This is a genomic window from Nonomuraea antri (genome assembly GCF_013283785.1).
Lineage (GTDB): Bacteria > Actinomycetota > Actinomycetes > Streptosporangiales > Streptosporangiaceae > Nonomuraea > Nonomuraea antri.
This window is the reverse complement of the sequence record NZ_JABCPZ010000415.1, coordinates 1-4369: the sequence shown is the minus strand read 5'-3', so window position 1 is coordinate 4369 and position 4369 is coordinate 1. Positions and strand designations below refer to the sequence as shown.

4 protein-coding genes and 1 pseudogene are annotated in these 4369 nt (G+C 72.9%); all 5 read right to left on the bottom strand.

Features of this window, described 5'->3' with window-relative positions; genetic code table 11:
* Window positions 1-151: 151 nt before the first annotated feature.
* Window positions 152-1792, bottom strand: a complete 1641-nt coding sequence (locus HII36_RS53550; protein ID WP_217371093.1) for an amidase — start codon at window positions 1790-1792, stop codon at window positions 152-154.
* A 160-nt stretch (window positions 1793-1952) separates the two neighbouring features.
* Complete coding sequence (locus HII36_RS53545) at window positions 1953-2294, bottom strand: TraR/DksA family transcriptional regulator (RefSeq protein ID WP_173531089.1); 342 nt, start codon at window positions 2292-2294, stop codon at window positions 1953-1955.
* Window positions 2295-2442: 148 nt separating this feature from the next.
* Window positions 2443-2820: a hypothetical protein gene (locus HII36_RS53540; protein ID WP_173531088.1), complete on the bottom strand. Its 378-nt coding sequence runs from the start codon at window positions 2818-2820 to the stop codon at window positions 2443-2445.
* 41 nt (window positions 2821-2861) lie between these two features.
* Window positions 2862-3497 (bottom strand): hypothetical protein, encoded by a 636-nt coding sequence (locus tag HII36_RS53535; protein ID WP_173531087.1) that lies wholly within the window; start codon window positions 3495-3497, stop codon window positions 2862-2864.
* 147 nt (window positions 3498-3644) lie between these two features.
* Window positions 3645-4369 (bottom strand): annotated as a pseudogene (locus HII36_RS53530) (amino acid transporter); the annotation flags it as partial.

Genomic DNA, 4369 nt, shown 5'->3' with positions numbered 1-4369 from the left:
GATGTCAACCGTTCTCGGCCTTTCCTCGCCACACCCCGAAACGGGTCCACGGCCGCCGGTGCCCTTTTCACCTGATCGCTTTCATCTGATCGCTGCCCACCGTCGCGCCCCGCCCCGCCGGCTGACCGGCCGGGCGGGGACGCGCCGGGCGTCAGGGCAGCGTGCGCAGGTAACCCGGCGGCTTGCGTACCTGGCCGGCCTGCTCGAACGCGTACGCCAGCGAGATCAGCCCCGACTCGGCGAACCGGCCGCCGAAGAACGTGACGCCGAGCGGCAGCACGCCCTTGGCGTAACCGGCGGGGACGGTGATCGCCGGATACCCGGAGACGGCCGACGGCATGGACGAGCTGACGAAACCGGTGAAGTCGTCGCCCTTGGTCAGGTCGGTCAGCCAGGCCGCGTGGTTGGTCGGGGCGAGCACGGCGTCGAGCCGGTGCTCGGCCACCACGTCGTCGATCGCCTTCCTGGCCAGCGTGGTCGCCTTCCCCCTGAGCTCGCGGTAGGCGGGGTCGTTCAGATCACCGCTGGTGGCCTGGGCCTGCTCGAACAGCTCCTGGCCGAAGTAACGCAGCTCGGTGGCGGCGTGCCGCTTGTTGAAGGCGATCAGCCCGGCCAGGTCGGACGGGTGCCGTCCAGGGGTGGCGGCCAGGTAGGCGTTCAGGTCGTGCTTGAACTCGGTCAGCAGCGCCGGGAACTCGGCCGCGCCGACCTGGTCGAGCCCGGCCAGTTCGAGGCCGTCCACGACGGTCGCGCCGCGGGCCTTGAACGTGGCGACGGCGGCGTCGAGGGTGGCGAGCACGTCCTGGTTGTCGCCGGCGACCGAGCGCCAGACGCCGATCCGCTTGCCGGCCAGCGCGTCGGGCCGCAGCGCCGCCCGGTAGTCGCGGTCGCCGTCGGGCACGGTGGCCGGGTCGCGCGGGTCGACGCCCTGGATGGCCTGGAGCACCACGGCGGCGTCGGTGACGTTCCTGGTGATCGGGCCCGCGGTGTCCTGGGCCAGCGACAGCGGCACCACGCCGCCCCTGCTGACCAGGCCGATCGTGGGCTTGATGCCGACGACGCCGTTGACGCCCGCCGGGCAGACGATCGAGCCGTCGGTCTCGGTGCCGATGGTGACGGCGGCCAGGCTCGCGGCGACGGCCACCGCCGAGCCGCTGCTCGATCCGCACGGGTTGCGGTCCAGCACGTGCGGGTTGTTGGTCTGGCCGCGTACCGCGCTCCAGCCGCTGGAGGACGGGCTGGAGCGGAAGTTCGCCCACTCGGACAGGTTGGCCTTGCCCAGGATCACCGCTCCGGCCGCGCGCAGCCGCTGCACCAGGAAGGCGTCCTTGGCCGGGCGGGCGCCGTACAGGGCGAACGAGCCGGCGGTCGTGCGCAGCGGCGCGGTGGTGTCGATGTTGTCCTTGAGCAGGACCGGGATGCCTTCCAGCGGGCCGCGCGCGCCGTGCCGGCGGCGCTGGTCACTGCGCCGGGCCTCGTGCAACGCGGCCGGGTTGGTCTGGACGACCGCGTGCAGCAGCGGATCCATCCGGCGGATGCGGTCGAGGTAGAAGCGGGTGAGCGTGGCCGCGTCGAAGCGGCCGCGGTTCATCGCGTCCTGCATGTCGAGTACGGTCGCGCGATCGAGGTCGAGCCCGCGCAGGACGGTGCCCGCGGATGAAACGGTGCCCGCGGGTGAAGCGGTGGCCGGGAGGGTGGTGGCCGCCTCGTGGGCGTGTGCCGGGGCGGCCACGGATAAGGCGGCGGCCAGGGTCAGCGCCGCCGCCCATCGCATGGGATGCAGGGGATTCATGGGTGACGAGCGTAGCGATAATGCTTCCTATTGAAAATGTTTCCATTTCAGGCTTTACCGGCTGAGCGCCCGCGTTGTCACGGACATTCTTTCCGCGATTCCCCCGGCATTCGTGCACGCGCCTGGCCGGCGTCCGCGTGGACGCCGGCCCGCGCGCCGCTCAGGCGGCTTCGTTGCGGCGCTGGCAGTCGATGCAGTAGCGGGCCAGCGGCCGGATCTTGAGCCGCTCGAACGGGATGCCCCGCTCGCAGTGGGCGCAGCGGCCGTACTCGCCCGTGGTCAGCTGGTCGAGCGCGTTGGTGAGTTCGGCGATGGCGCGGTCGGCCGCCGCCAGGGAGACGAGCAGTTCCTGCCAGGAGTCATCGGCTCCGGTGGTCTCGCTCGCGTCGGCCTGCAGGCCGAGCAGCTGGCTGCTGCGCCGGGCCAGCTGTTCCTGCAGCTCCAGCCGCAGGGCCTGGGCCTGGACGCTGCTGAGGTGGGGCGTTCCGCCGAGTTCGGACATGCTGAAGTCCCTTCTGAACGATGAGAGGCGCGCATGCGGGCAGACCGGCGGACGCGCACGAGAGGCGGCGTCCGCCCGGCGGGCCGGGCATGCGCGAAGAACCCCGCGGCGCGTCTGCGGCACACGGGGGAAGGAGAGACGTCGTCGGCTAGCTCGGCGGCGGGCTGCGCGACCCCGCGGTGCGGTGCGCGAACTGCTGGGGATCGCGCAGCTCGTGGGCGTCGCGTCCGGGTGTGGGCAGCAGCGCCAGGTGCGCTACGGCGGCACGCCGGTCGTCACGCAGCCGCGGCCACAGCGACAACACGTGGTGCTCGCGCATGCTCAGCCCCTGCGGAGGCAGGCTGGGCATGCGCATGTCCCACACGCCCGCGCTCCACGTCTCGCCCGAGGTGAGCGGCGCCCGGCCGGCGGAGTCCTCGCCGTACGCGCCGAACAGGGAGCCGGCCAGCAGCAGGGACAACAGGACCAGGCCCATCGCGCCGGTGAACGCGATGGGCCCGCGTGGTGTTCTCCACGGTCCCGTCATAGCGCCGACCATAGCCCAGAAGGGACGAAAAGGCATGCTCATTACGCCTGCCCCGGGCTCGCCTCCCGCCGTACCCGGCCCCACGGCTTGTAGAACGAGACCCAGGTCACCAGGCCGAGCGCGACCGGGTGCAGCACCGCGAGCGCGACCAGCTCCCGCTGGACCCCGCGGTAGGCGGCGTCCACGGTGGCGGCGTGCTCGATGACGTAGGCGACGGCGCCCGGCGAGTGGCTGACGGTGAGCGCGATCGTGCCCACCGTGGCCACCAGTTTCACCAGCGGCCACCAGTGCCGGACCAGGCCCCACGGCGTCATCAGCGACAACACCAGGCCGGTCACGATCGTGGTGATCGCCGACGGGATGATCACCGTGCCGACCAGCAGCCGCTGGAACCCGTAGGCGGCCCGCAGCAGGTCCGGGTCGGTCAGGCCGAGCGCGGCCACCGTGAGGACGACGAGCACCACGGTCATGCCCAGCCAGCCGACGGAGGCGATCACGTGCGCCAGCACGACCGCCTTGCGCCAGCCACGCGACAACATCGGCCGCCTCCGCCGCCCAGCCCTGGCCGGGGGCTGCGCCGGGGCCGGTGTCCGGGCCTGCGCCGGGGCCTCAGTCGGAGCCTGCGTCTGGGCCTGGGCCTGGGTCGGGGCCGGCAGGCCGGTCACGGTCGTGGTCATGGTCGCCTCCTCCGGGGTTCCTGCTGCCAGGATCCCCGGCGGGGCCCACCCGGCGAATCGGCCGCGCGGCCCGTCGGCGGGTACGCCCGCCGGCGTACCCGGCCGCCTGAAACCGGCCCCCGCCGCCCCGCCGGGTGTAGGCGGCGGTCAGCCGACGTGCACGCCGGGGCGGCGGGCCGGGTCGGGCTCGCTCTTGCGCAGGATCTCCCGCACCACCGGCGCCGTGTCCCCGCGTCCGAGGATCAGGTAGCGCAGCAGGTGCATCAGGGGCGAGCCCTCGGCCCACTCGAAGTAGCAGTGCGGCCGCACCCCGGTGGCGTCGCGCAGCGCGAGCAGGATGGCGGCGATCGCGTTGGGCGCGGCCGGGCTGCCGGCGCGCAGCACGCGGTGCCCGTCCACCTGGTGGCCGCGTACCCGCAGCACGTGGCTGAAGCTGGACGGGTCGACCACGTCGATCTCCAGGAACAGCACGTCGGCCGGCCCGGGCACCGGGTTGATGCCGCGCTGCTGTGACTCCTTGGCCGCGTACTCGGCCGCGTCGTCGCGTTCGCCGCGCCGGTGCGCGATCAGGTTCAGCGACCGGTCGTGGGCCAGGGAGTCGGTGACGAATCGCCGGGCGGCCTCGTCGAACTCGATCCGGTCGGCGCGCAGCTCGGTCGTGCGCGACACTCGGGAGATCAGCGACACCACGATCACGCCCAGGATGAACAGGGCGGAGATGGCGATGCCATCCGGTTTCTCCCTGATGTTCTCGGCCAGCGCGTACAGCAGCACCAGCGTCAGCACCGCGAACCCGATCGTGGCCGGACGCCGCCGGCGGCGCGCGGCCGAGATGGTGACGGCGACAGCGCCGGAGACCATCATCGCCAGGA